Consider the following 25,638-nt stretch of genomic DNA (forward strand, 5'->3'; position numbering starts at 1 on the left):
TGCTCTTGTAACCGGTGCTATCCCTGTGGGAGCGGGCTTGCCCGCGAAGGGCCGCAAAGCGGCCCCAATCAGTTGACCTGCCGGCGCATGGTCAGGATGGCAGCGCCAAAACCGATGAAGGTGGTCCCCACCACCCGGCCTACCCAGCGCGACAGGGCCGGCCGGGTCAGCACACCCTTGGCCCGCGTGGCCAGCGCCGCATACAGGCTCAACGACGCCAGCGACAACGCCACGAAGATCCCGGTCAGGGTCAGGAACTGCGGCAACAGCGCCGCGCCCTGGTCGATGAACTGCGGAAACAGCGCGGTGAAGAACATCGTCGCCTTGGGGTTGGTCACTGCTGTCAGGAATGCCGACTTGTACAGTTTCAACGGGGTCGGCCGAGCGACCTTCTGCGCGGCGCTGTCCACCAGCATCGGACCTTTGCTCAGCAACTGCCGGGCGCCGAGGTAGAACAGGTAGCCAGCACCGATCAGCTTGACCGCGTTGAACAGCATCTCGGAACTGGCCAGCAGTGCCCCAAGCCCCAGCATGGCCGCCGCCGACAGGCAGAAAAGCCCCGTGCCGTTGCCCAGCGACGACCAGATCGTGCTGCGCTGGCCATGGTTGAGGCTGTTGTTGATCGCCATCAAGGTGGCAGGCCCCGGGCTGGCAATGGCGATGGCCGCGACCAGGGTGAAGGCGAGAAGCGAGTGAGTTTCCATGCGGCAGGCTCAAGAACGGGGCGAAGCCTGCATCTTACACAAGCGCAGGGCCTTCAGTCGTTGCCCTGGCGCTTGGCGTTCTTCTTGTTGATGGCCTTCATCCGCGTGGCCGCGCGCTGTACGGCGGCCATTTTCTCCGGGCGCTTCATGCCGCGCCATTTGCGGATTTCCTCGCGGGTGCGGCCACAGCTCACGCACAGCTCGCTGTTGAGCTGGCAGAGCGAGACGCAGGGGTTTTCGATGTCTTTGGCCATGGCGGGCTCCATTTGCGGGCGCGGATGATACCCCATCAAGCCGCTGCGGTACGCTCGCCATCACCACTGACCTCGAACTGCCCGACCAGCTTCTGCAACTTGCCGGCATCCACCTTCACCTTCTGCGCACTGCTCTGCAGCACCACTGCCGTCTGGCGCATCTCGCTGGACGACTGGTTGACCTGCTCGATGGTCTTGCCATATTCCAGGCTGCGCCGGTTGAGCTGCTGGATGATGCTGAACATGCCCTCCACTGCCTGGTGCAGTTGCACATTCTCGGACGAGGCATCCTCGGCCAGGCGCAGGCTGTTGTCGACGTTGTGCACGCCCTCCTCCATGAAGCTCACGGCCTGCTGGGTTTCGCCCTGCAGGCTTTCGACCATGTGCCGAATGTCGTCGGCGGCCCGGGCGGTGCGCGCCGCCAGGCTGCGCACCTCGTCGGCCACCACGGCGAACCCCCGGCCATGCTCGCCGGCACGGGCCGCTTCGATGGCGGCATTGAGCGCCAGCAGGTTGGTCTGGTTGGTGATGTCGCTGATCAGCCCGGTGATGTTGCCGATCTCGGCCATGCGGCTGTCGAGCCGCTGCACGCTGGATGACGAGCGCGCCACCACGTCGCGGATCGACTGGGTGCCGGCCTGCACCGCCAGGTACTGCTCGCGGGCACGGCTCACCACTTCGTCCATGGCCTGCTTCATCTGCTCGGCGCTGACCGAGGCTTGCTGCAGTTCGCCCAGTTGCTCCTCCATGATGATCATCATCTGGTGCACGGCATCGGCCACGTCGGTCGAGGTGACGCTGGCGTCCTGGCTGCGGCCGAGCATCATCTGGTTGGTGGCCCCGACCGTGCGGCTGGCCTTGACCACCTGGCCGACCACCGCGTCGAGGCGGTCGATGAAGCTGTTGATCCAGCGCGCCATGTCGCCGCTCTCGTCGTTGGCCAGGGTGCTGGTGTCCAGGCGTTGGCGCAGGTTGCCCTCGCCCTCGGCGATGGTTCGCAGCACCCCGCTCATGCCGCTCAAGCGTGCAGCCAGCTTACGTGGGCCGAGCACGCCGAACAGCAGCGTGGCGGCGACCATGCTCAGCGCCTCGAGGGCATCGTTCAAGCCCTGGGGCAAGCCGGCGTAGTGCTGCATCAGGTAATTGCAACCGAACAGCCCGGCCATGGTCGCGACAAAGGGTTTCATCAGCCCGTAGCTCAGCGAGCGGCGGCGGTACACCTCTTCAAGGTCCGCCTCGCACATCATGCCCCAGCGGTCGGGCGAGCCCGGCAACTGGAAGGTCACGCCCTTGCCCACCACCGGCACATGGCGGTAGTCGGAATAGCCCGGGTAGGTGACGAACAGGTTGGCGCCGCGGCGGATGGTTTCGCGCACGCCCGGGTGCAATTCGCGTGTCGAGGGGTCGGTGAAGCGCAGCTCCAGCTCGGTGTGGCGCTGCACCTGCACGGTGGCCCAGGGCGTGTGCACGCCGCTCTTGAGGTTTTCGCCGTGGCTGAAGGTGGCATCCTCGAAGCGCGAGCGCGACAGCGCCGTGCCTGGCTGGATGGCCGGGTCGAAGCGCGACTGCGCCATGAACAGGTAGTTGTCGCCCGACTCGGCGTAGATATGCCCGGCCTCGCGCTGGATCAGGTCGCCCAGCACATCGTTGGGCACGCGCCCGCACAGGCAGCCGACCACCTTGCCAGCGGCTTTCAGCGGCAGGTAGAACATCAGGGTCACTTCATCGTGGAAGCGCGACGAGGAAGGGCCGATGCGCAGGGTCAGCGGGTCGCTATACGGGCCGTGCAGGAACGGTGCCTTGAGGCCCTGGGCCAGGGCGGCCGACTGCTCGGCAGCCAAGGTACCGCGCTGGGGCCAGGTCGAGGCGATGACGTTGCCGCCAGCATCGACGACAAACAGCTCGGAAAAGTCCTCGGCCTGGGCCAGCTTGTCCCGCAGCAGCATGGTGTCGAGCTGACTGAAGCCCGGTGCAAGCTGCTCGGCCAGTTCGCCCAGATGGTCCCAGTGCTCACGCGCCCAGTTGTGCAGCAATTGCACGCGGGTCTGGGCGATGGCTTCGAACGTCTGCTCGATCACCGGGTAGCTCGCCCGGTTGAGGCGGCAAGCCCAGCCCATGTTGAACTTGCCGGTTTTACCGAACCAGGGCAGCCAGCCCTTCTCATTCGATGACAACTGCATGGAACTGCTTGAAAGCGTCATTATCTTCACCATACGCGACATCAGATGGCAAAGTGACAGCAAGTTGTACGCCAATTCGTGTGCAAGCTAACTATCTGGCCGAAACCGCCATTCGACGCGGCAAAACGCACCAGCCTTGTGCGCCCGCGCCGGTGCGCTCCAGCACAGGGCACCCATGGGTTCACGCGCAGCGACCTGACGGCGCCGCCAGGGCAATTCTGTTGGCCCGCCGTGGGCGCACACAGTAAGCTCATGCAGACATTTCGGAGGCGCCCTCTTGCACACAGCACTTACCTTCCGCCGCGCAGAGGCCTGTGACGTCGACGCCATCACTGCGTTGATCCAGGCGGCCTACTCGCCCTACATCGCTCGCATCGGCAAGCCTCCGGCGCCGATGCTCGACGACTATCGCCAGGTGCTGGACGAGGCCGAGGTGCATGTCGCAGTGGATGGCGTCGAAATAGTGGGTGTCGTGGTGATGGTGCAGCAAGGTGAGCAGATGCTGCTGGCCAATGTCGCGGTACTGCCGGCGTGCAAGGGTCAAGGGATTGGCAAGGCCCTGATGCAGTTGTGCGAGTCTCGTTCGCGGCAGGTCGGGTGCCGCGCGGTGCGGCTCTACACCCATGAGCGGATGACCGACAATATCGAGATCTATCGTGGGCTTGGCTATGTGGAGACGCACCGGGCCCAAGAGCAAGGATTTGCCCGGGTGTTCATGAGCAAGACCTTGTGATGCCTGTGCCGGCCTCTTCGCGGCTGAAGCCGCTCCCACAGGTTTTCCGCTGACTTCAAGGTTGCGCGGTCTCTGCAGGAGCGGCTTCAGCCGCGAAGAGGCCGGCGCAGGCAGCGTCACTGCTGATCCAGAGAGCTCAGTTCAGCCTCCAGCATCTCCAGAAACACCCGCACCCGCGCCGGCACGAACCGCCGCGTCGGCATCACCGCCCACACCGCCAGTTGCTCCATCCCGGCATCGGCCAACTCGATCGCCACCAGCGTTCCCTCGCGCAACTGCTGATAGACATCCCAATACGCCAGCATGGCAATCCCCAAGCCTTGCACCGCCGCCGCCCTTACCGCGTCGACACTGCTGGCGCTCACCCGCCCGCTCACCCGTTGCCGGTGCAGCACGCCATCGACCAGCAAAGGCCAGCGCGGCACCGCCTGCAGGACGATGCACTGATGCGCCTCGAGCTCAGCCACGCATGTCGGCCGGCCATGCCGTTGCAGGTAGGCAGGCGATGCACAGATCACCCGAGGATTGTCGGTGATGCGCCGGGCCACCAGCTCGGAGTCGGCCAGTGGCGCCACGCGCAAGGCCAGGTCCAGGCCTTGGCCAACGATATCCACCACCCGGTCCGACACCTCCAGGTCCACACGCAAATCCGGGTGCTGCTCCAGCAGGCGCGGCAACAGCGCCAGCACGATCGACTGGCCGAACACGCTCGGCGCCGTCAATCGCAGCACGCCCGTCACCTGCTTCGACGCCGGGCGCAGTTCGCCCAGGACGCTGTCTTCCGCCTCGGCCATGGTCTGCGCATAGGGCAGCAGCGCCTCGCCTTCGGCTGTCAGCGCCACCGAACGGGTGGTGCGATGGAACAGCCGTACCCCCAGTTCCTCTTCCAGCGCGGCAATGCGCCGGGACACCTGCATCGGTGCCAGGCCCTGCTGGCGCCCCGCCGCCGACAGGCTGCCTGCGGCGGCCACGGCGAGGAAGATACGCAAATCGGCTACCAGCACGATCTTATCCTTTTCTGTTAAACCAGCATCACACCACGGAGGCTTGGTCGACACCCTGTACAGCCCTAACCTAGGGCTCACATGACTCGACAAGCGACCCTGAAGGAGGCGCTCCGTGACTGATTCTACCCGCGGGATATTAACCCCCTACGATATTAATGGCCTACACCTGCGCAACCGCCTGGCCGTTGCGCCCATGACCCGTGTCAGCGCCAGCGAAACCGGGCACGCCAGCGTGGCAATGGCGCAGTACTACGCGCGCTTTGCCCAGGGCGGGTTCGGCCTGGTGATCAGCGAGGGCCTGTACACCGACCAGCAATATGCCCAAGGCTACCGGTGCCAGCCCGGCATCACCGACGCGGCCCAGGCGCAGGCGTTGCGGACCGTCACCGAGGCCGTACAGGCCCATCAGGGCGCCATGTTCGCCCAGCTGATGCATGCCGGGGCGCTGAGCCAGGGCAACCGTTTCAGCCAGCAATCCGTCGCGCCTTCGGCGATTCGCCCCAAGGGTGAACAGATGCGCTTCTACTACGGCGAAGGCCACTATCACCTGCCCAAGGCCATGGACGATGAAGCCATCGCCGACGCCATCGCCGGGTTTGCCCAGGCAGCGCGACTGGCGGTCGGCCAGGCCGGCTTCGATGGCATCGAGATCCACGGGGCCAATGGTTACCTGCTCGACCAGTTCCTCACCGACTACAGCAACCAGCGCAGCGACCGCTGGGGCGGCAGCACGCTGAACCGGCTTGGGCTGACGCTCGAGGTGATCAAGGCGGTCAGGGCGCAGGTGGGCGACGCCGTGCCGCTGGGCGTGCGGATCTCTCAGGGCAAGGTCAATGATTTCGGGCACAAGTGGGCGAATGCGGAGGTGGATGCCGAGGTGATCTTCGGCACGCTGGAGGATTCGGGCGTGGACTTTGTCCATGTGACAGAGTTCGAGGCCTGGCAACCGGCATTCCAGGAGGGCGGGGAGAGCCTGGTGGCGCTGGCGCGGCGGTATGCGCCGAAACTGGCGCTGATTGCCAATGGTGGGCTGCATGACAGCGCTCGCGCGCAGCAGGCATTGGCCGAGGGTGCGGATGTGATTGCGCTGGGCAAGGCGGCGCTGGCCAATCCGGATTATCCGAATCGGCTGGTCGGGAAACTGCCAATCAAGGCGTTCGATGGTGAAGTGCTGGGGCCTATTGCAGATATCAAGGCCAGTGAACTGGCACTTTGACGGGTGCTGAAAATTGCTTTGCCTGGGCTGGCTTCTTCGCGGCTAAAGCCGCTCCCACAGGTTTCATGGCTTGTGCAATACCTGTGGGAGCGGCTTCAGCCGCGAAGAGGCCAGTGCGATCAACGCATCTCTTCGCTCAATGGCGCCAAGGCCACACGCAGGGCGTCGACCTTGTCGGCCGCCAGCCGCGCCAGCGGGCGACGCGGGTGGCCGGCGCCATACCCCATTATCTCGGCGCCGGCGTACACCGACTGCACGTAATCACCCTGCCAGATCAGCGACATCACCGGTTCCAGCGCTTTCCAGATCTCGCGGGCGTCGTCCCAGCGGTGTTCGCTGGCCGCCTTGACCAACGCCACGCAGGTCTTCGGCGCCAGGTTCGCCCCACCCCAGATCAACCCGGCAGCCCCGGCATACAGCGCGTAAGGCACCAGCGGGTCGGCACCGTTCATCGTTGGCAGGCCGGTGCGCATCAGCGAAGCCTGGGCGGCCAGGTCGCCACTGCTGTCCTTGACCGAGACGAAGTTGGGAATCTGACTCAGTTGCCGAAACAGCGCCGGGGTGATTTCCACGCCTACGGCCTGGGGCACGTTGTAGCCGATCACCGGCAGGCCGGCTGCGGCAACGCTGGTGTAGAAGTCGATGATGCCCTGGTCATCGGTCGGGCCTTCGAAGAACGGTGGCAGCACCATCACCCCGTCGGCGCCGCAGTCCCTGGCGTGGCGGGTACGCTCTACCACCTCGTCGACCAGCAGCGCCGAGGCCTGGGCGATGATCCGGGCGCGGCCAGCAATGACCTTGGCGCCGAAGGCGATGAGCTCCTTGGACTCGTCCTTGCTCAGGTACACGTGCATGCCGGTGCCAGAGCTGAGCACGAAGCCTTGCACACCGGCGGCGATGTACACCTCGAGCAGGTGTTCGAAGCGGGCGAAGTCGATCTTGCCTTGGGCGTCGAAGGGGGTGGTGATGGCGAGGTTCACGCCAGCGAATGGGAAAGCAGTCATCTTGTCGGTTCCTTGTTGTCGTGCTGTCACAAGGAAAGGGTAATGAGCGCGGCGCCGCGCACACAGCGACATTTACGGCCCATTACTGATCACCAAAAGTCATGCTCGCAGCGCGTGCGAACGATTACTCGAACTCCAGGCTGTAGCCTACCCCGTACACCGAACGCAGCGGGTCATGCCCCGGAGTGATGGCCGTGAGCTTGCGCCGCAGGTTCTTCACATGGCTGTCGACGGTGCGGTCGGCGACCACCCGGTGGTCCTGGTAGATGTGGTTCATCAGCTGGTCGCGCGACAGCACCTGGCCAGGGCGCGCCGCCAACGCGGCGAGCATGCGGAACTCGACCGGCGTCAGCTCCATCGCCACCCCCTTGTAGCGGGCCTGGAAGGCGCGGGCGTCGAGTTCCAGCCCCAGGCTTGGCGCCTGCGCGCCGCTGCGGCGCAGCACGGCCTTGACCCTGGCCACCAGCTCGCGGGGCGAGAACGGCTTGCATATGTAGTCGTCGGCGCCCAGCTCCAGGCCCAGCAGGCGGTCGATCTCGTCGACCCGGGCGGTCATCATGATCAGTGGCATCTGGCTGAAGCCGCGCAGCTCGCGGCAGATGTCCAGGCCGTCGCGGCCGGGCAGCATCAGGTCGAGCAGGATCAGGTCGTAATGGCCCTGGCGGATGGCCGGGATCACCTCGAGGCCATCGGCCAGGTGGTCGACCGCATGGCCGCCCACGCGCAGGTAGTCGCCCACCAGTGCGGCGAGCTTGGGTTCGTCTTCCACCAGCAGAATCTGGCTCATGCGTTTTCTCCTGCGGCCGGCAAGGCCAGTTCCAGCAACAACCCACCCAGCGCCGAAGCCTTGGCGGTGAGCTTGCCGCCGTGCACCTCGGCAATGCCCCGGCAGATCGCCAGGCCCAGCCCGGTGCCGCCGCTGGCGCGGTTGCGCGAGCGCTCGGCGCGATAGAAGCGTTCGAACAACCGCGCCAGCGAGGCGCTGTCCACGCCGGGCGCGGTGTCTTCGCATTGCACGCGCACCTGGTCACCGTCCTGCAAGGCGCGCAACACGGTATGGCCGCCAGCATCGGTGTAGCGGCGGCTGTTTTCCAGCAGATTGTGCAGCAGTTGGCCCAGGCGCGATTCGTCGCCCAGCACCCACAGCGGCTGCGCCGGCAGTTCCACGCGCAGCGCCAGGCCGCGTTCGGCGAAGCTGGCGCCGAAGGCCTCGGCCACCACCGGCAGCAGCACCCGCAGGTCAATGCGCTCGCGGCGGTAGGTGGGGCCGCCGACTTCCGCCAGGGACAGGTCGAACAGGTCGTCGACCAGCTTGCTCAGGGCGCCCACCTCGCCCTGCAGCGAACGCAGGGCATTGCCGTCGAGCGGGCGGATGCCGTCTTCCATCGCTTCGAGCTCGGCGCGCATCACCGCCAGCGGCGTGCGCAGTTCATGGGAGATGTCGGCCATGAAGTCCCGGCGCATGCGTTCGTTGCTGGCCAGGGTCGCGGCCATGCGGTTGAAGTCGCCGGCCAGTTGCCCGGCCTCGTCGGCCGAGCGCACCGGCAGCTGGACGGCGTAGTCGCCGGCCGCCAGGCGGTGGGTAGCGCTGGCCACCTCGCGGATCGGCCGCAGCAGCGCACGGCTCAGCCACCAGGCGATCACCGCCGTGGCCAGCAGGCAGGCCAGGCCGATCAGCAGGCTGGAGCGCAGCTGGTTGAGCTGGAAGCGCCGGTCGCCGACGCTGGTCACCGACTGCAACGGCGCCAGGGCCATCCAGCCGACCACCTGGCCCTGGTGGTGGATCGGCCGCAGCAGCATGTCGCGGCTGGCGGCCTGGTAGCCAATGATCGGCTGGCGGTCGGCATCGAGCAGGGCAAAGCGCACGAACGCGCCGGTAAGGTCGGAGACGGTCAGCAGGCTGGGGTCGAAGGTCTTGTCCGGCTGGGCGTCGTCCGGGCGCAGCAGCTCGAACCACTGGTCCTTGTCGCGGCGGATGAAGTCCCAGCTGCCGTTGCGCGCATAGGCCTGCTCGACCCGCGGGACGATGCGCTCCATGCGCTCCTCGGCCTGCTGGTTGAGGTAGCCGAGAAAGCCGTACTTCAGGCTGACGTAGGCGGCGAACACCATGCCCAGCACGGCGAACGCGCACACCGCGAGCATGGCGAGGAAGAACTTGCGGGAAAGGCTGACTCTCATGGCACCGCCGGCACACTGGACATGCCGCCATTGAAGCGCGCAGGCCAAGGGCCTGCAAGGCATGCCGGGCAAACTCCATGCTTTCTGCACATTGGCTGCACAATTGCCGAACAGGCTGCGGGCATCGAAATCCACCGGCTCGGAGCCTGCGATGCCTACTTTGTTCCACTCGTTGATGTTTGCCCGTTCGCCCCTGGCCCGCGCCCTGCTGCTCGGCGCCGGCCTGCTGGCGATCGGCGGTTGCCGTGAGGCCGAGACCGCCGCCGCACAAGCGCCCGTGCAGCAAGTGGCGGTGTATGAGGTGGCCGCCGCTGCCCAGGCACTGACCACCACCCTGCCCGGCCGCGCCACCGCACACCTGGTGGCCGAGATCCGCCCGCAGGTCGGCGGCATCATCCACAAGCGCCTGTTCAACGAGGGCGACACGGTCGAGGCCGGCCAGGCGCTGTACCAGATCGACCCGCAGACTTACCAGGCCGCGTTGGCCCAGGCCCAGGCCACCGTCAGCTCGGCCCGCGCCACGCTCAAGGCCGCTGAGCTCAAGGCCAAGCGCGACGCGCAGCTGGTGAAGATCGACGCCATCAGCGCCGAAAGCAACGAGAGCGCCCAGGCCGCCCTGCTCGAAGCCCGTGCCAGCCTGCAATCGGCCCTGGCCGCCCAGCACAGCGCCCAGATCAACCTGGACTACACCCGCATCACCGCGCCCATCGCTGGCCGCACCGCGACCTCCTCGGTAACCCCCGGCGCGCTGGTGACCGCCGAGCAGACCACGGCGCTGACCACCGTGCAGCAGCTGGACCCGATCTACGTCGACTTCACCCAGCCCAGCAGCACCCTGCTGCGTTTCAAGCGCGAACTGGCCGAAGGCAAGCTGGCCAGGAGCGAGCAACAGGACGCCACGCGTATCACCCTGGAGCTGGAAGACGGCAGCACCTACGCCCATGCCGGCACCCTGACCTTCAACGGCGTCAGCGTCGACGAGAGCACTGGCAGCGTCACCTTCCGCGCCGTGGTGCCCAACCCGGACGGCCTGCTGATGCCCGGGATGTACCTGAAAGCGACGTTGCAGGAAGGCGTCCAGCACGACGCCATCCTGGTGCCGCAACAGGCCGTGAGCCGCGACGAGCGCGGCGGGGCCACGGCAATGGTGGTGGTCGACGGCAAGGTGCAGCAGCGCGAGCTGACCCTGGCCCGCGCCGTGGACAACCGCTGGTGGGTCAGCCAGGGCCTGGCTGCGGGCGACCAGGTGATCGTCCAGGGCCTGCAGAAGGTCCGCGTCGGCCAGCAGGTGCAGATCCAGGGCCAGGACAAGGCCCTCACCGCCATCAACGACAGTCACTGAGGCGTATTACATGGCACGTTTCTTCATCGACCGGCCGATCTTCGCCTGGGTCATCGCCATCCTGGTGATGCTCGGCGGCGGCCTGGCCATCTTCCAGCTGCCGCTGGCCCAGTACCCCACCATCGCGCCGCCGCAGATCAGCCTCAGCGCCACCTACACCGGCGCTTCGGCCAAGACCATGGAAGACTCGGTGACCCAGGTCATCGAACAGCAGATGACCGGCCTCGACGGCCTCACCTACATGTCATCGAGCAGCAGTTCGTCCGGCAGCGCCAAGGTGAACCTGACCTTCGCCGCCGGCACCGACGTCAACACCGCGCAGATGCTGGTGCAGACCAAGCTGGAGCAGGCCAAGGCGCGCCTGCCCGACACGGTGCAGCAGCAAGGCATCGAGATCCACAACTCGGCCAGCGACTTCCTGATCATCGTCTCCCTGGTGTCGGACAACCCCGACGTCAGCGCCACCGACATCAGCGACTTCATCTCCAGCACCCTGTACGACCAGATCAGCCGTGTCAGCGGCGTCGGCCAGGTGACCACCCTGGGTTCGAGCTACGCCATGCGCATCTGGCTCGACCCGGACAAGCTCAAGCAGTACGCGCTGATGCCCTCTGACGTCAGCAGCGCCCTGCAAGCGCAGAACGTCGACACCTCGGCCGGCCAGCTCGGCGCCCTGCCCGCCCGCGCCGGCCAGCAGCTCAACGCCACCATCAATGCCCGCAGCAAGCTGCAGACCGCCGCGCAGTTTCGCCAACTGGTGCTCAAGCACAACAGCGCCGGCGCCGTGGTCACCCTGGCCGACGTGGCCCGGGTGGAGCTAGGCAGCGAAAGCTACGACGTGGTTGCCGAGCACAATGGCCGGCCTTCGGGAGGCCTCGCGGTGAGCCTGGCCACCGGTGCCAATGCCCTCGACGTGTCCGAAGCGGTGCAGGCCAAGCTCGCGGAGCTCGAACAGTTCTTCCCGAGCAAGCTGCAGCTGCGCAGCGAGGTGGCCTACAACACCGCGCCGTTCGTGAAGATCTCCATCGAGGAAGTGGTCAAGACCCTGTTCGAGGCCATCGCCCTGGTGGTGCTGATCATGTACCTGTTCATGCAGAACCTGCGCGCCACGCTGATCCCCGCGATCGCCGTACCGGTCGTACTACTCGGTACGTTCGGCGTGCTGGCCTTGCTCGGTTACTCGATCAACACCCTGACCATGTTCGGCATGGTGCTGGCCATCGGCTTGCTGGTGGACGATGCCATCGTGGTGGTGGAGAACGTCGAGCGGATCATGGCCGAAAAAGGCCTGGCGCCGCGCGAGGCGACGCGCCAGTCGATGGGCGAGATCAGCGGCGCGCTGGTCGGCATCGCCGTGGTGCTGTCGGCGGTGTTCATTCCGATGGCCTTCTTCGGCGGCTCCACCGGGGTGATCTACCGGCAGTTCTCGGTGACCCTGGTGGCGGCCATGGCGCTGTCGGTGCTGGTGGCCATGACCCTGACCCCGGCCCTGTGCGCCACGCTGCTCAAGCCGGGGGCGCACCCTGGCGAACCGCGCCGGGGCTTCTTCGGCTGGTTCAACCGCACCTTCGAACGCACCAGCGGGCGCTATCAGCGCAGTGTCGGCAACGTACTGGCCCGGCCCCTGCGGGCGCTGCTGGTGTATGCGCTGCTGCTCGGTGGCGTGGCGCTGATGTTCCACAAGCTGCCGACGGCGTTCCTGCCCGAGGAAGACCAGGGCATGCTGATGATGCAGATGACCTTGCCGGTCGGCGGCACCGACGAGCGCCTGCAGGCGGTCAGCCGCCAGGTGCAGGACTACATGCTGCAGCAGCCGGAGGTCGACTCGATCCTCACCGTGCGCGGCCTGGGCAACGGCGGCAATGCGCAGAACGCCGGGCGCGGCTTCATCAAGCTCAAGGACTGGAGCCAACGCCAGGGCGAGGAGCACGGCGCGGCGGCCGTGGCGCGCAGGGCGAACATGGCACTGTCGTCGATCCTCGACGCCAACGTGTTCGTCATCGCCCCACCGGCCATCCAGGGCCTGGGCCAGAGTTCCGGCTTCGATGTGCAGCTGCAGGACCTGGCCGGCCTCGGCCACGCCGAACTGCTCAAGGCCCGTGACCAGTTCATCGCCCTGGCGGCCAAGGATCCGCGCCTGGCCAACGTCCGCGCCCAGGGCCTGGAAGACACCCCACAGCTGAACGTCGCCATCGACGACCGCAAGGCCGGGGCCATGGGCGTCTCGGCCAGCGACATCAACGCCACCCTGAGCACGGTGATGGGCGGCAGCTACGTCAACGACTTCATCGACGCCGGGCGGGTGAAGAAAGTCTACCTGCAGGGTGAAGCCGACAAGCGCATGCAGGCCGAGGACATCGGCGCCTGGTACGTGCGCAACGACAGCGATGCCATGGTGCCGCTGTCGGCGTTCACCAGCACCTCGTGGAGCACCGCCTCGCCGCTGCTGGAGCGCTTCAACGGCTTCGGTGCCTACGAGCTGGTCGGCGAGCCGGCGGCGGGCGTCAGCTCCGGCGATGCCATGGCCGCGGTCGAGCAGATCATGGGCCAGTTGCCCGAGGGTATCGGCTACGCCTGGACCGGGCAGTCGTACCAGGAACGCCTGGCCGGCAACCAGGCCCCGCTGCTGTACGCGATTTCGATCCTGTTCGTGTTCCTGTGCCTGGCGGCCCTGTACGAAAGCTGGTCGGTGCCGTTCGCGGTGATGCTGGTGGTGCCGGTGGGCATCCTCGGTGCGCTGCTGCTGACCGGGCTGCGCGGGCTGGCCAACGACGTGTACTTCCAGGTCGGCCTGCTGACCACGGTGGGCCTGGCGGCGAAGAACGCGATCCTCATCGTCGAGTTCGCCAAGGAAGGCTACGAACGCGGCCAGGATCTGCTCGGCGCCACCCTGGAGGCCGTGCGCATCCGCCTGCGCCCGGTGCTGATGACCTCGCTGGCGTTCATCCTCGGCGTGCTGCCACTGGCCTTGAGCAGCGGTGCCGGTGCCGGCGGGCGCCAGGCCATCGGCACCGGTGTGCTCGGCGGCATGCTCGCCGCCACCGTGCTCGGCCTGTTCTTCATCCCCTTGTTCTATGTGCTGGTGCAGCGCCTGGCTGGCCGCCGTGCCGCCACTGCCGACCACGTTGCAGGAGAAGCCTGATGCGACTGACCCCTTTGGTACTGGCGCTGGCCCTGACCGGCTGCGTCAACCTGGCCCCCGACTACCAGCGCCCGGCGGCGCCGGTGGCCGAGCAGTGGCCGAGCACCACCACCAGCAGCGCCAGCAACGCCGACATCGGCTGGCAAGCGCTGTTCGTCGACACCCGCCTGCGCGATACCGTCGCCCAGGCCCTGGCCAACAACCGCGACCTGCGGGTCGCGGCGCTGAACGTCGAGTACCAGCGGGCGCAGTACCGCATCCAGCGTGCCGAGCTGTTCCCGGCGGTGTCGGCCAGCGCCGATGGCACCCGCCAGCGGGCGCTGTCCAACGCCAGCACGGCGGTCAGCAGCCAGTACAGCGTGGGCCTCGGGATCAGCAACTATGAAGTGGACCTGTTCGGCCGCCTGGGCAACCTCAAGGATGCCGCCCTGGAGAAATACCTGGCGCTGGAGCAGACCCGCCGCAGCACGCAGCTCAGCCTGGTGGCCGAAGTGGCCAGCGCCTGGATGACCCTGGCCGCCGACCAGCAACTGCTCAAGCTGGCCAACGACACCTACGCCAGCCAGCAGAAGACCTACGCCCTGGTGCAGCAGAGCCATGGCCTGGGCGGCGAGTCCGGGGTCAGCCTGGCCCAGGCGCGCAGCACGGTCGAATCGGCCCGCGCCGACGCGGCCAATTACCAAAGCCAGGTCGAGCAGGACCGCAATGCCTTGGAACTGCTGGTCGGCCAGCGCCTGGACGACACGCTGCTGCCCGGCCTGGACCCGCTCGACACCACCTTGCTGGTCGGCGTGCCGGCCGGCTTGCCGTCGACCCTGCTGCAACGCCGCCCGGACGTGCTGGCTGCCGAACACACCCTCAAGGCTGCGAACGCCGACATCGGCGCGGCGCGGGCAGCGTTCTTCCCCAGTGTCACCCTCACCGCCAGCGGCGGCAGCGCGAGCAGCGAGCTGGCCGGGTTGTTCGAGGGCGGCAGCGGCGCCTGGAGCTTCGCCCCGTCGATCAACCTGCCGATCTTCAACGCCGGCAGCAACCGCGCCAGCCTGGATGCCGCCAAGGTAACCCGCGACATTGACGTGGCCAGCTACGAGAAGACCCTGCAGACGGCCTTCAGCGAAGTGGCCGACGCCCTCTCGGTGCGCGCCCACATCAACGAACGGCTCGATGCCCAACGCAACCTGACCGAGGCCACCAACACCAGCTACACCCTGTCGCTGGCACTGTACAGGCAAGGTTCCGACAGCTTCCTCGACGTGCTCGACGCCCAACGCTCGCTGTATACGGCCCAGCAGGCGCTGATCAGCCTGCAACTGGCCGAGCAGGTCAACCGGGTGACGCTGTACAAGACCCTCGGCGGCGGCTGGCAGGGGTAACCCTTTTTTCACATCGGCTTCACCCGCGCAGCACAACCCCGCGGCTAAGGTGCGCTCCATCCTCGGGTGGCCCGCCGTCGCGGCCCACCCGTCGTCCCTGGACTTCGGAGTGGCTGCATGCTGGAACACACCCTCGCGACCTCTGTGCGCACCCCGCGCCTCACGCGCCGTCGCCCCCTGGCCTGGATGGCAGGGGCATTGCTTGCCCTGGCGGGGCTCGTCCTTTGGCAAGCCCGCGGCGCAGCAGTGGCCGACCTCGGCAGCGTGCAGCACATGCACGACCACGGCGTCTACAGCGCCTGGGACAACGACGAAGTCATCGTCCTGGTGCGCCATGCCGAACGCTGCGACCGCTCCAGGCATGCCTGCCTCGACGACCCAACCGGGATCACCGTCGAAGGCAGCCGGGCCGCCGCCGCCGTGGGCAGCGGCATGCGCCGCCTGGGCCTGGCCGGCAGCGACACCCTGGCCAGCCCCGAAGTGCGCACCCAGCAGACCGCCTCGTTCCTCTTCGGCAAGGCCATCGAGACCCAGGACTGGCTTGCCCGTTGCGACGACACCTTCGCCGAGGCCGCCCTGGCGCACAAGCGCCAAGGCCATAACCTGGTGCTGGTCACCCACAGCGGCTGCATCGACCACCTGGAACGGCAACTGGGCGTGGCCGGCGGCGACCGCGACCCGGGCTACGCCAGCGCGCTGTTCATCCGCACAGACAGCAACGGCAAGCCCCGGTTGCTGGGGCAACTCAACGCCAACCAATGGCGAACGCTGATCAGCCAGGCAGGAAAATAAGCATGTCCGCTCCATCACCCTCGGCGTTCTACCGCAACCACCTGGTGTTGCCGTTGCTGCTGGCGGTCATCACCTTCCTGGCGTTCGACCTCACCGAACTGGACCGCTGGATCAGCAACCTGCTGCTCGATCCGGTCAACGGGCAGTTCCCGCTGCTGCATGACCCAGTATTCGAGAAGCTCACCCACAAGTGGCCGCGCATCCTGCCGAACTGGACTGGCGAAGCGGCCATCATCGGCTCGCTGCTGTCGCTCCTCTGGCCGTTGCTGGGCCGCTACCCGAACGGGTTCATCACCCGGGGGCTGAATGCCGCCCGGATCAGCCCGGTGCTGCAGTTCACCACCCGCCATCGCCGCGACCTTTACTACGTGGTTGTCGCGTTCGCCCTGAGCACCACAGTGATCCACTACCTGAAAAGCCACACCAGTGTGTACTGCCCGGTGGAAACCACGCTGTACGGCGGCAGCCAGGCCCGCGTGGAATGGTTCGAGAATTTTCGCTGGTTCAGCGCAGCCGGCGACGGCCGCTGCTGGCCGGGCGGCCACGCGTCCAGCGGCTTCACCCTGCTGGCGCTGTATTTCGTCGCCCTGCGCCACCGCTGGCGGCATGCACGCAAGCTGCTGGTGGCGGTGCTGCTGATCGGCTTCGTCTATGGCACCACCCGCGTGCTGCAGGGCTGGCACTTCATGTCGCACACCTTCTGGGCCGGGATCTTCGTCTGGTTCAGCTGTTTCGCCAGCGCCCTGGGCTGCTACGGGCGTCAGGCCCTGCAGGCGCCAGCGCCTGAGCGTGCAGACAAGCCGCGCGCCGGTGCCTATGCTTGAACAGCCCTTCACTCAGGACCCCGCCGATGCCCAACCCGGAAAATGCCCTGTTGAACAGCTGGCAACACAACGCCCAGGCCTGGATCGACGCCGTGCGCGGCGGCGCCATCGAAAGCCGCCGGCAGGTCACTGACCAGGCGATCCTGCTGGCGGTCCTTGGCCATCAGCCAGAGCGGGTGCTCGACCTGGGCTGTGGCGAGGGCTGGCTGTTGCGGGCGCTGTCCGACCGGGGCATCGAGGCCGTCGGGGTCGATGGCGATGCCGCGCTGGTCGAGGCGGCGCGGTTGGCGGGGTCGAAGCCGGTGTACCAGGCCAGCTATGCACAACTGGCGGAGGGCGAGGTGGACATCGGCAGGGGCTACGACCTGATCTGCGCCAACTTCGCCCTGTTGCAGCAGGACATCATTCCCTTGCTGGCGGTGATGAAGGGGTTGCTGGTGCCGGGCGGCGTGCTGGTGATCCAGACCTTGCACCCGTGGAGCGTGGCGGGCGGGGACTACCAGGATGGCTGGCGCGAGGAGTCGTTTGCCGGGTTTGCCGGAAACTGGCGGCCGATGCCGTGGTATTTCCGCACCTTGGCCAGTTGGTTGAATGCGCTGGACATGGCGGGACTGCGGTTGCTCAGCCTGCAGGAGCCACAGCATCCGCAGAGTCCGGTGCCGCAGTCGTTGTTACTGGTGGCTCAGTAACCTGTACTGGCCTCTTCGCGGGTAAACCCGCTCCCACAGGGATATCATTGCCCTAGGACACCTGTGGGAGCGGGTTCACCCGCGAAGGGGCCGGCACAGACAACATCCCTCTTGAATTCCCAGCTGCCAACCCGCTAGCCTGCGTTCCCCTTCCCTGGACGGACCCAGTCCCCATGCAACCGCGCGACCTCGCCGCCTATCTGTTCCTGGCCATCGCCTGGGGCTTTTCCTTCCTGGTGGTGCTCAAGGTGGTGCACGCCTTCGGCTGGGTCGGCGCGGTCAGCTTCCGCGCCCTGATTGCAGGCGGCACATTGGCCATCCTCGCCGCCCTGCTCGGCCGCGCCCTGCGCTTGCGGGCGCTGCTCAAGCCCCTGATCGTGGTCGGCGCCACCACCGTGGCCGGGCAACTGATCGGCCTGTCCTACGCCACCCCGCGCATCGGCACAGCCATGGCGGCCATCTTCGTCGCCACCATTCCGCTGTTCTCGATGATCATCGGCCGGGTCTGGGGCCTGGAGAAGATCACCCCGCAAGGCCTGGCAGGCTTGCTGCTCGGCCTGCTGGGCATGGTCATGCTGGTAGGTTTTCCGGCACAGCCGGTGACCGAGGACTTCATCCACGGCTGCGGCGCCTCGCTGTTCGGCTGCGTCTGCGCGGCCTTCGGCAGCAACTACGCCAGCCTGCACCTGCGCGGGCAGGACCCGTGGACCGTGACTGGCGGCGCGTTTCTGGCCGGTGGCCTGCTGACCTTGCCACTGCTGCTGGTAGTGCCGGTGCCGACCCTGCCCGAGGCCGCCGACTGGATGTACCTGGTGGTCAGCGGCTGCGTGATGAGCGCCACCACCTACGTGCTGTACTTCGGCCTGGTGGCGCGCATCGGCGCCACCCGGGCCATCAGCGTCGAGTTCGTCGTGACCCTGGTGGCGGTGGTAGTCGGCGCACTGTTCCTCGCTGAACCTTTGAGCCTGTTGCAAGCTGTGGGCGGCATGGTCATCCTGCTCGGCTGCATGCTGGTGCTGGGCCTGCTGCCGGGGCGCGGCAGGCGCCTGCCGAGTTAACGCCGGGCGGTGGCCTCGGCGGCCGGCGGGGTCAGGTGCAGCACGCGGTTGCGCCCGCCTTCGGCCAGCAGGTAGCCGCCCTTGCCATCCGCGACGATCGACTGCGGCGCCTTGAGGAAGGTCAGCACCACGTGCTGGGTGCCCTCGGCATCGACCCGCAGCAGGCGCGCGCGGTGGGTGTTGTCTTCGCTGATCCACAGGCCGCGCTGGTCGCACATCAGGAAGGTGGGGTTACGCAGACCCTGGACCACGATCGGGTCCTGGCCGTCGTCGGCCAACGCCCGCACGAGGCCGCTGGCCTTTTCGGTGTACAGCAGGCGGCCATCGTGGCAGCGGGTCAAGCCTTCGGTTTCGCTCAGGCCCGAGCGCAGCACGTCGAGCTGGCCGCTCTGCCAGTCGTAGCGCATGAGGCGGCCATTGCCCTTGCGGTCTTCGATGGCGTACAGCCGATCGCCGTCGTTCCACAGCCCCTGCACGCTGAAGCCTTCGAAAAGCGGGACGAACTGCCCATCGCGGAACAAGGTCACAGGCGCCTGGCCGCCTTCCTGGCTGAACACCCAGCCACCCTCGGCGGCGACCATGCCGTCGGGCTTGGACAGGTTGTCGAGCATCACCACGCGGTCACCGTGGGTGGTGATCTTGAGGATGCTGCCGTGGCCATCGTCCAGCTCACGGCTGACCAGCAGACTGCCGTCGGCCTGTTGCAACAGCGAGGCCGCCTTGTCCACGTCGCGGTGCAGCACCTCTACCTCCCAGCCCGCGGCAGCCTGCACCGGGTAGTAGGTTTGCCAGGCGAAAAAGCCCAGGGTGGCGGCCACCAGGCCGGCGGCGGTAGTCAAGGCGATACGGGTGCTGCGCTGACGCAGGATGGACATGGATTCTGGGCTCCTCGGGATTGGCCGGAATCCTAGCAAGAGGATGTGAAAAATTTGTCGCAGCCCGACATTGGCATTCAGTAAGTGAATGTCGAGTATTTCAACATTTAATTTGTGGATGCCACGGCCAGGCCCCTATGCTGTTCGTGCATCCCCTGCACGCACCGGCCGGTGTGGTCCAAGGCACGGGGAGAGAACAACAAGTCGAGACCGTTCATGTCGAATCACTCCTACTTCGCCCCCCACGGTGGGCACCCGGCTCAAACCGAGCTGCTGACTGACCGTGCCATGTTCACCGAAGCCTATGCCGTGATCCCCAAAGGCGTGATGCGTGACATCGTCACCAGCCACCTGCCGTTCTGGGACAAGATGCGCATGTGGGTCATCGCCCGCCCGCTGACCGGCTTCGCCGAAACCTTCTCCCAGTACATCGTCGAAGTCGCCCCGGAAGGCGGCAGCGAGCGCCCTGAACTGGACGCCAACGCCGAAGCCGTGGTGTTCATCGTCGAAGGCGAGCTGGACATCACCGTCGAAGGCAAGCACCACACCCTGACCCCGGGCGGCTATGCCTTCCTGGCCCCGGGCGCCGAGTGGAGCCTGCGCAACAACAGCAAGGCCAACGTTACCTTCCACTGGCTGCGCAAGCACTACCAGAAAGTCGAAGGCCTGGCTGTGCCTGAGTCGTTCGTCACCCACCGCGACAACGCCACCGTCATCGAGATGCCGGGCACCGAAGGCCGCTGGGTCACCACCCGCTTCGTCGACATGGCCGACATGCGCCACGACATGCACGTCAACATCGTCACCTTCCAGCCGGGCGGCGTGATTCCGTTCGCCGAAACCCACGTGATGGAACATGGCCTGTACGTGCTCGAAGGCAAGGCCGTGTACCGCCTGAACCAGGACTGGGTGGAAGTGGAGGCCGGCGACTTCATGTGGCTGCGCGCCTTCTGCCCGCAGGCCTGCTACGCCGGCGGCCCTGGCAAGTTCAGCTACCTGCTGTACAAGGACGTGAACCGTCACGTGCACCTGACCCTCAACCCGCAGCGTTGAGTTCAGGCTGAAGTGAAAAACCCGCCAACCTGGCGGGTTTTTCGTTTGCCGCGCATACTCGACATTCCCTCCTCCTCGCGCGGTGCTCAGCATGAACCGCTGCCTGCTGCTGGCCTTGCTGCTGCTATCCACCTGCGCCATCGCCGACGACTGGAAAATCGCCTACGACCGGGAAGGTATCCGCGTGTACCTGGCCGCCGCACCCGGCTCGCCCTACCAGCAGTTTCGCGGTGTCAGCACCATGAAGGCCAGCGTGCGCACGCTGACCGACCTGCAGGAGAACCTGCGGGTGGCATGCAAATGGCTGTATGCCTGCGCGCAGATGCGCCTGCTTTCGGTCGACGGCGACACCACCTGGGTGTACCTGACCACCGACCTGCCGTGGCCGACGCTGCCACGCGACATCGTGCTCAAGGTCACCACCGAGCGACGCGACGATGGCAGCCTGGTGCGGCACCTGCGTGCCGACCCAGGCAAGGTGCCTGAGGAAAACGGGCTGATTCGGGTGCAGCACCTGAGCGGCGAGTGGATCATGAAGCCGCTCGGCGAGCGGGAAACGGAAGTGACCTACCAGATGCAGGCCGACCCGGCCGGGGATGTGCCGGGCTGGCTGGCCAACCGTTTCGTGGTGGATGCACCGGTGGTGACATTGCGCACCCTGAGGGCGGTGGCAGAACGTCAGCCTTGAGGGCCTTTGCGCGCCGGTTCAGCGCGCAAAGGCCTTGGGCAAGACAGTCTGAATATCAGTCAAAGTCCCAATCCGGCTGGCAGAAACCCGCCTGGGTCGGGTATGTGCCTTCCGGACAGTTCGGCCAGTCATTCGGGGCGGCCTGGGCCAGGCCGGCGGTCGCCAGCAGTGCAATCAAGGCAATCATTTTCATATCGGTTTCCTTAGGGTGAGGTCGTTTGCCCGACAGATCCTATGCCTCGACTCACCCCCTGATGCGATACCGGGATACCGCACGGCATTTTTTTTGCTACTGTGCCCGCGCGATGCGGACCAGCGCATCACGCCTTGCCAGGACGCCCCATGAAAACACAAGAAAATGGCAACACGCACAAAGGCTACCGGCGCATCATTCCTTCCATGACCGCGCTCCTCGAATTCGAAGCCGTGGCTCGCCACGGCAGCTTCACCCTGGCCGCCCGCGAACTGGGCGTGACCCAGGCGGCCGTGAGCAAGCAGGTCAGGCAACTCGAAGAAAACCTCAGGGTCCAGTTGTTCCAGCGCCTGCACCGCGGCATCCGCCTGACCAGCGAAGGCCAGGCCTTGTTCTCGGTGCTGTCGGAGTCGTTGCAAAAGGTTGCGGCGGTGTTCGACCGCCTCGGCGAGGGCAACAGTGAGCAGGAATTGATCCTCAGCACCACCGCCACGTTTTCCCAGTTGCGGGTGATGCCACGCCTGGGCAGGCTGCGCGAAGCCATGCCCCAGGTACGCCTGCGGCTGGCCACGCAGATGTTCACCGGCGACCTGCGCAATCAGGATGTCGACCTGCTGGTGCGCTATGGCGATGGACGCTGGACGGATGGCCACGCCGTGCAACTGTTCGAGGAAGAAATCTTCCCGGTGTGCTCACCCGCGTGGCTGGCGCGCAATGGCGCGCCCGACTCGCTGGAAGCGCTGTATGACACCGACCTGCTCGACGCCGACGCCACCACCGAAGGCTGGATGACCTGGCCGACCTGGTTCCGCGAACTGGGCGAGCACCCGCCGAAGCTGCGCTACAGCCTGCGTTGCCATCTCTACACCGACACCATCCAGGCGGCGTTGCATGGGCATGGGGTGGCGCTGGGCTGGGGGCGTATGCTCGATCACCTGCTTGCTTCCGGCGAGCTGGTGAGATTGACCGACCTGGTGGTGAGGCCGCGGGAAGCCTATTACCTGGTGGTGCCCCACGGGCGGGACACCACGGCTACCGTGCTGGGGCTGGTCGACTGGCTGCGCAGCTGAGCCGCTGCCCACCGGCTACGAGCGCTTCGGGCCTGGCCATTGAACGTTTTTCACTGCACCACGCCACAGGCCACACGGGCACCGCCGCCGCCCAGTTTCTCGGGATGGTCGCTATGGTTGTCGCCACCGGCGTGCACCATCAGGGCATGCCCCTTGAAGTCCGTGGCTTTCAGGCGCGGCGCCAGCACCGGGTAGGTGGCATTGCCATCGGCACCGACGTAGAGGGCGGGCAAGTCGCCACGATGGCCGCTGTCATCATACGGGCCCTTGTGCGCTTTGCGGGCATCCGGGTCCCAGTGACCGCCCGCTGCACCTGCCGGCACCGGTTTGCCGTTCTCCTCGGCGGGCGCGCAGGAAGGATTCTGGTGCAGGTGGAAGCCGTGCACACCAGGCGGCAGGCCCTTGAGGTCCGGCGTCAGCAGGGTGCCGTAGGTGTTCTGTTCGATAGTGACGGTGCCGATCGATTTGCCCGGACCGTCCGGCCCGGCCATTTTCAGTTCCACCGTCTGAGCGGCCTGGGCCAGGCCGGCGCTGGCCAGTAGCGCGGTGAACAGCAGTGTCTTCATGGGGTATCTCCTTGGCATTGGCTGAGTTGGGTGTCGTACCCACGTAACAGGTCAGACTGCGCAGCTTGCCAGCCATTCCATCCGGCCACAGACTGAAACACTTCCCCCAGCCCGGAGCCTGCCTGCGTGTCCCTCAAAGCCCTGCGCACCTTGGTGACCATCGCCCGCCACGGTACCTTCGCCCGCGCCGCCGACCTGCTCAGCCTGACGCCTTCAGCGGTAAGCCTGCACATCAAGACCCTGGAAGACGAACTGCAGGTCGCCTTGTTCGACCGCAGCCGTCGCCAGGTGGTACTGACAGACGCCGGCCAGCTGGCCGTGGCACGTGCCGAGAACATCTTGAACGCCTACGACGAACTGGCCGACACCCTGGCCAGCGGCCCCGGCCTGCGCGGCCGCTTGCGCCTGGGCGCGATCCACACGGTGCTGGCACGGCGCCTGCCCCAGGCGCTGGTGTGGATCAAGGCCCATCATCCGCAGTTGCACATCAGCGTGGCCTCGGGCATGTCGGCGGAGCTGGCGCGGCGGGTCGAGGATGGCGAACTCGACGCGGCGATCACCACCGAGCCTGTCAGCCCCTACCCGCAAAACCTGGACTTCACGCCCCTGTTCGAAGACCGCTTCTGGGCCATCGCCAGCCCCGAACTGGCCGACCGCAGCCTGGCGCAGCTGCTCGCCAGCCAGCCGTTCCTGCGCTTCGACAAGCGTGCCTGGGCTGGCCGGCAGATCGAACAGGAACTGCGCCGCCTGCATTTGCAGGTGAGCGAGCAGATGGAGCTGGACAGCCAGGAAGCCTTGGCGCGCATGGCGGTGATGGGCCTCGGGGTGGCGATCGTTCCCATGGCGGATGAGGACCTGCAGCGCCTGCCAGCCGCGACCTGCCTGCCTTTCGGCGAACCCCAGCTGGTGCGTCGGGTGGGCCTGCTGGAGCATGAGAAGAGCCAGCGCCGGCACCTGAGTGCGGTGCTCAAGACCGCATTGGAAATCTGAGGCGCCTGCTGGGGCAACGGGTCAAGCGACGCCACCGCCAACCCTGCAGTTTTTCTCAACGGTCAGTGCAGAAATCAACGTTTTTACCCATCGGTCAGCCACGCTAACCTGAGCCGTACCCGAAAACGGAACGTCCTGCCATGCTCGATCTGCTACTGACCACTCTGCTGCCCATCATTCTGCTGATCGCCCTGGGCACCGGCCTGCGCGTGCGCGGTTTTCTCGCCGAAAGCTTCTGGCCGGGCGCCGAGCGCCTGAGCTATTACGTGTTGCTGCCTTCGCTGTTCCTCCATGGGTTGGCCACCGCCAACCTGGAGGGCGTGCCGGTGCTGGGCATGGTCGGTGTGCTGATGCTCTCGACCGTGCTCGGCGCGCTGCTGCTGGTGCTGTACCAGGGCGCGGCCAGCCACGACGGCGCCGACTTCACCTCGGTGTTCCAGGGCGGCGTGCGCTTCAACAACTACATTGGCGCCACCCTCGCCGCCGGCCTCTACGGCAGCGCCGGGATTGCCCTGGCCGCCGTGGCCAACGCGGCCATCGTGCCCCTGGTCAACCTGCTCTGCGTACTGGTATTCGCCCGTTTCAGCGCCCGCCACAGTTCCCCGGCCACGGTGCTGCGGGCGATCTTCCTCAACCCGCTGATCGTCGGCTGCTTCGGCGGCCTGCTGCTGCGGGTCACCGGCGTGGGCTTGCCCGCCGGCCTGGAACCCACGGTCAAGGCCCTGGGCCAGGCCGCCCTGCCCCTGGGCCTGCTGTGCGTGGGCGCCGCGCTCGGTGGCGCCAACCTCGGCCAGCAGGTACGGCCGCTGGTGGCGGCGTCGGCGTTCAAGTTCCTGGTCATGCCGCTGACCACCTGGGGCTTGTGTCGCCTGCTTGGCCTGGGTGGCCAGGCGGCGGTGGTGGCGGTGCTGTTCCAGGCGCTGCCGACGGCGTCGTCGTCCTATGTGATGGCGCGGCAGATGGGTGGCAACGCAGCGCTGATGGCCACCATCATCGCGCTGCAGACCGCGGCTGCGGCCGTGACGTTGCCTTTGGTACTAATGCTTTCGCTTGGCTAGACTGTGACTCAGCCCCTCCTTCGGAAGCACGAGCATGCGCCTCTACTGCACGATGATTGCTGTTGTCACGGTCCTGCTTGCCGGGCCCGCCCAGGCAGCTGACAGCGCCAAGGCCGCGGTGGCCGAAGACAAGGCGCAGGTGCTGGAACAGAAAGTCGTCGAGGACGCGCCACCGCCGAAAAAAAGCGAAACCATCACCCCTGGCGAAGTGCAGGCCGTGGACCCGGCAGGCCAGGCGCCGATGGACGACAGCATCACCTGCCTGGCGCGCACCATCTACTGGGAAGCCAAGGGCGCCGATGAGAAGGACATGAGCGCGGTCGCCAGCGTGGTCATCAACCGGTTGGGCAAGGACGGATTCCCCGACACCATCTGCGGCGTGGTCAAGCAGGGTGTCGAGAGCAAGGCCTGCCAGTTTTCCTGGTGGTGTGACGGGCGTTCCGATCAGGTCGAGGAAGCCGGGCGCTACGACGTCGCCAAGGAGATCGCGCGCAAGGCCCTCAATCAGCAACTGAAAGACAGCACCGGTGGGGCCTTGTACTTCCACGATCGCAATGTACATCCGGACTGGGCCAAGGTTTACCGCAAAACCGCCGAGACCCGGCATTTCCTTTTCTACAAGCCTAACCAGGCCTTGGCGCGCTGATAC

The 25,638-nt window shown here is 66.5% G+C and carries 25 protein-coding genes; 15 read left to right on the forward strand and 10 right to left on the reverse strand.

Going from position 1 to position 25,638, the window contains the following annotated elements:
• Nucleotides 1–68 precede the first annotated feature (68 nt).
• The 3 genes from ACIP21_RS13205 to ACIP21_RS13215 are packed head-to-tail and all read right to left on the reverse strand — an operon-like array spanning nt 69 to nt 3,180.
• Nucleotides 69–704: a LysE family translocator gene (locus tag ACIP21_RS13205; RefSeq protein WP_400688045.1), complete on the reverse strand. Its 636-nt coding sequence runs from the start codon at nt 702–704 to the stop codon at nt 69–71.
• A 53-nt stretch (nt 705–757) separates the two neighbouring features.
• A complete protein-coding gene (locus tag ACIP21_RS13210; RefSeq protein ID WP_400688047.1) occupies nt 758–958 on the reverse strand; it encodes a DUF1289 domain-containing protein in 201 nt (66 codons plus the stop codon).
• A 35-nt stretch (nt 959–993) separates the two neighbouring features.
• Nucleotides 994–3,180 carry a methyl-accepting chemotaxis protein gene (locus ACIP21_RS13215; protein ID WP_400688049.1) on the reverse strand — a complete coding sequence of 729 codons (2,187 nt, stop codon included), beginning with the start codon at nt 3,178–3,180 and terminating at the stop codon, nt 994–996.
• Nucleotides 3,181–3,415: 235 nt separating this feature from the next.
• Here ACIP21_RS13215 and ACIP21_RS13220 point away from each other — a divergent pair, with 235 nt between their 5' ends.
• Complete coding sequence (locus tag ACIP21_RS13220; RefSeq protein ID WP_400688051.1) at nt 3,416–3,871, forward strand: GNAT family N-acetyltransferase; 456 nt, start codon at nt 3,416–3,418, stop codon at nt 3,869–3,871.
• A gap of 116 nt (nt 3,872–3,987) precedes the next feature.
• Here ACIP21_RS13220 and ACIP21_RS13225 read toward each other — a convergent pair whose 3' ends face one another.
• Nucleotides 3,988–4,875, reverse strand: coding sequence for a LysR substrate-binding domain-containing protein (locus ACIP21_RS13225; RefSeq protein ID WP_400688053.1), 888 nt, complete (start codon nt 4,873–4,875; stop codon nt 3,988–3,990).
• Between the two features lie 115 nt (nt 4,876–4,990).
• Here ACIP21_RS13225 and ACIP21_RS13230 point away from each other — a divergent pair, with 115 nt between their 5' ends.
• Nucleotides 4,991–6,094 (forward strand): NADH:flavin oxidoreductase, encoded by a 1,104-nt coding sequence (locus ACIP21_RS13230; protein WP_400688055.1) that lies wholly within the window; start codon nt 4,991–4,993, stop codon nt 6,092–6,094.
• Between the two features lie 119 nt (nt 6,095–6,213).
• Here ACIP21_RS13230 and ACIP21_RS13235 read toward each other — a convergent pair whose 3' ends face one another.
• From ACIP21_RS13235 to ACIP21_RS13245, 3 genes are all read right to left on the reverse strand, one after another.
• Nucleotides 6,214–7,098 (reverse strand): dihydrodipicolinate synthase family protein, encoded by an 885-nt coding sequence (locus ACIP21_RS13235; protein ID WP_400688057.1) that lies wholly within the window; start codon nt 7,096–7,098, stop codon nt 6,214–6,216.
• A 124-nt stretch (nt 7,099–7,222) separates the two neighbouring features.
• Nucleotides 7,223–7,885 carry a response regulator gene (locus tag ACIP21_RS13240; RefSeq protein ID WP_400688058.1) on the reverse strand — a complete coding sequence of 221 codons (663 nt, stop codon included), beginning with the start codon at nt 7,883–7,885 and terminating at the stop codon, nt 7,223–7,225.
• Entirely contained in the window at nt 7,882–9,276 is a 1,395-nt protein-coding gene (locus tag ACIP21_RS13245) for an ATP-binding protein (protein WP_400688060.1), read from the reverse strand. The genes ACIP21_RS13240 and ACIP21_RS13245 overlap by 4 nt, the downstream gene beginning before the upstream one ends.
• Nucleotides 9,277–9,427: 151 nt before the next feature.
• Between ACIP21_RS13245 and ACIP21_RS13250 the strand changes: the two genes are divergently transcribed.
• The 7 genes from ACIP21_RS13250 to ACIP21_RS13280 all read left to right on the forward strand — a co-directional run bounded on the left by ACIP21_RS13250 (nt 9,428) and on the right by ACIP21_RS13280 (nt 18,496).
• Nucleotides 9,428–10,618 (forward strand): efflux RND transporter periplasmic adaptor subunit, encoded by a 1,191-nt coding sequence (locus ACIP21_RS13250; protein WP_400688062.1) that lies wholly within the window; start codon nt 9,428–9,430, stop codon nt 10,616–10,618.
• A 10-nt stretch (nt 10,619–10,628) separates the two neighbouring features.
• Nucleotides 10,629–13,760 carry an efflux RND transporter permease subunit gene (locus ACIP21_RS13255; protein WP_400688064.1) on the forward strand — a complete coding sequence of 1,044 codons (3,132 nt, stop codon included), beginning with the start codon at nt 10,629–10,631 and terminating at the stop codon, nt 13,758–13,760.
• Nucleotides 13,760–15,133 (forward strand): efflux transporter outer membrane subunit, encoded by a 1,374-nt coding sequence (locus ACIP21_RS13260; protein ID WP_400688066.1) that lies wholly within the window; start codon nt 13,760–13,762, stop codon nt 15,131–15,133. The genes ACIP21_RS13255 and ACIP21_RS13260 overlap by 1 nt, the downstream gene beginning before the upstream one ends.
• 117 nt (nt 15,134–15,250) lie before the next feature.
• Nucleotides 15,251–15,925 carry a histidine phosphatase family protein gene (locus ACIP21_RS13265; RefSeq protein WP_400688068.1) on the forward strand — a complete coding sequence of 225 codons (675 nt, stop codon included), beginning with the start codon at nt 15,251–15,253 and terminating at the stop codon, nt 15,923–15,925.
• Nucleotides 15,926–15,927: 2 nt separating this feature from the next.
• A complete protein-coding gene (locus tag ACIP21_RS13270; protein WP_400688070.1) occupies nt 15,928–16,749 on the forward strand; it encodes a phosphatase PAP2 family protein in 822 nt (273 codons plus the stop codon).
• Nucleotides 16,750–16,775: 26 nt separating this feature from the next.
• Nucleotides 16,776–17,438, forward strand: a complete 663-nt coding sequence (locus ACIP21_RS13275; RefSeq protein WP_400688072.1) for a class I SAM-dependent methyltransferase — start codon at nt 16,776–16,778, stop codon at nt 17,436–17,438.
• 173 nt (nt 17,439–17,611) lie between these two features.
• Nucleotides 17,612–18,496, forward strand: a complete 885-nt coding sequence (locus tag ACIP21_RS13280; RefSeq protein ID WP_400688074.1) for a DMT family transporter — start codon at nt 17,612–17,614, stop codon at nt 18,494–18,496.
• On the opposite strand, the gene ACIP21_RS13285 is transcribed toward ACIP21_RS13280, so the two are convergent.
• Complete coding sequence (locus tag ACIP21_RS13285; protein WP_400688076.1) at nt 18,493–19,371, reverse strand: hypothetical protein; 879 nt, start codon at nt 19,369–19,371, stop codon at nt 18,493–18,495. The genes ACIP21_RS13280 and ACIP21_RS13285 overlap by 4 nt on opposite strands.
• 216 nt (nt 19,372–19,587) lie before the next feature.
• Between ACIP21_RS13285 and ACIP21_RS13290 the strand changes: the two genes are divergently transcribed.
• On the forward strand, nt 19,588–20,424 hold the full coding sequence (locus ACIP21_RS13290; protein WP_060512301.1) for a bifunctional allantoicase/(S)-ureidoglycine aminohydrolase: 837 nt from the start codon (nt 19,588–19,590) through the stop codon (nt 20,422–20,424).
• Between the two features lie 91 nt (nt 20,425–20,515).
• Nucleotides 20,516–21,112 (forward strand): START domain-containing protein, encoded by a 597-nt coding sequence (locus tag ACIP21_RS13295; RefSeq protein WP_400688078.1) that lies wholly within the window; start codon nt 20,516–20,518, stop codon nt 21,110–21,112.
• A gap of 55 nt (nt 21,113–21,167) precedes the next feature.
• Here ACIP21_RS13295 and ACIP21_RS13300 read toward each other — a convergent pair whose 3' ends face one another.
• On the reverse strand, nt 21,168–21,305 hold the full coding sequence (locus ACIP21_RS13300; RefSeq protein WP_400688080.1) for a hypothetical protein: 138 nt from the start codon (nt 21,303–21,305) through the stop codon (nt 21,168–21,170).
• A gap of 149 nt (nt 21,306–21,454) precedes the next feature.
• Here ACIP21_RS13300 and ACIP21_RS13305 point away from each other — a divergent pair, with 149 nt between their 5' ends.
• Nucleotides 21,455–22,375, forward strand: coding sequence for a LysR substrate-binding domain-containing protein (locus ACIP21_RS13305; RefSeq protein WP_400688082.1), 921 nt, complete (start codon nt 21,455–21,457; stop codon nt 22,373–22,375).
• A 50-nt stretch (nt 22,376–22,425) separates the two neighbouring features.
• On the opposite strand, the gene sodC is transcribed toward ACIP21_RS13305, so the two are convergent.
• Nucleotides 22,426–22,941, reverse strand: coding sequence for a superoxide dismutase [Cu-Zn] SodC (gene sodC / locus ACIP21_RS13310; protein ID WP_400688084.1), 516 nt, complete (start codon nt 22,939–22,941; stop codon nt 22,426–22,428).
• A gap of 126 nt (nt 22,942–23,067) precedes the next feature.
• On the opposite strand from sodC, the gene ACIP21_RS13315 reads away from it, so the two are divergent.
• The 3 genes from ACIP21_RS13315 to ACIP21_RS13325 all read left to right on the forward strand — a co-directional run bounded on the left by ACIP21_RS13315 (nt 23,068) and on the right by ACIP21_RS13325 (nt 25,635).
• A complete protein-coding gene (locus ACIP21_RS13315; protein WP_400688086.1) occupies nt 23,068–23,931 on the forward strand; it encodes a LysR family transcriptional regulator in 864 nt (287 codons plus the stop codon).
• A gap of 140 nt (nt 23,932–24,071) precedes the next feature.
• The gene (locus ACIP21_RS13320) at nt 24,072–24,989 is read left to right on the forward strand and encodes an AEC family transporter (protein ID WP_400688088.1); all 918 of its coding nucleotides are present in this window, start codon (nt 24,072–24,074) and stop codon (nt 24,987–24,989) included.
• A gap of 34 nt (nt 24,990–25,023) precedes the next feature.
• A complete protein-coding gene (locus ACIP21_RS13325) occupies nt 25,024–25,635 on the forward strand; it encodes a cell wall hydrolase (RefSeq protein WP_400688090.1) in 612 nt (203 codons plus the stop codon).
• The last annotated feature ends 3 nt before the right edge of the window (nt 25,636–25,638 follow it).

The sequence above is a fragment of the Pseudomonas sp. NPDC089401 genome (assembly GCF_044749485.1).
In the GTDB taxonomy this organism is placed as follows: domain Bacteria; phylum Pseudomonadota; class Gammaproteobacteria; order Pseudomonadales; family Pseudomonadaceae; genus Aquipseudomonas.